We start from the raw sequence: 434 nt of genomic DNA on the forward strand, positions 1-434 counted from the left end.
CTTAATGACGATGATGCACTTGTACTTTCAGAACCACTTAGTGAAGTACTGCCACTCATAGATGAACTATCAGAAAGCGACGTGCTAGTTGAGTCACTCGTCGAAGTACTATCACTTAATGACGATGATGCACTTGTACTTTCAGAACCACTTAGTGAAGTACTGCCACTCATAGATGAACTATCAGAAAGTGACGTGCTAGTTGAGTCGCTTGTTGAAGTACTGTCACTTAATGAAGTGGATGTACTTGTGCTTTCGGAATCACTCAATGATGTGCTACCGCTTGTTGACGAACTATCAGAAAGTGACGTGCTAGTTGAGTCGCTTGTTGAAGTACTGTCACTTAAAGAAGTAGAAGTACTTGTACTTACAGAGTCACTTAGTGATGTACTTCCACTTGTCGATGAACTATCGGAAAGTGAAGTACTTGTTGA

Annotated in this window: 1 protein-coding gene; it reads right to left on the reverse strand. The window is 41.0% G+C overall.

All coding sequences use genetic code 11. The features are described 5' to 3' along the window. Window positions 1-434, reverse strand: a 434-nt coding sequence (locus ACZ267_RS07170; protein ID WP_463680301.1) for a hypothetical protein, incomplete at both ends; no start/stop codon positions are given.

This window comes from Staphylococcus sp. AC872 (genome assembly GCF_979255425.1).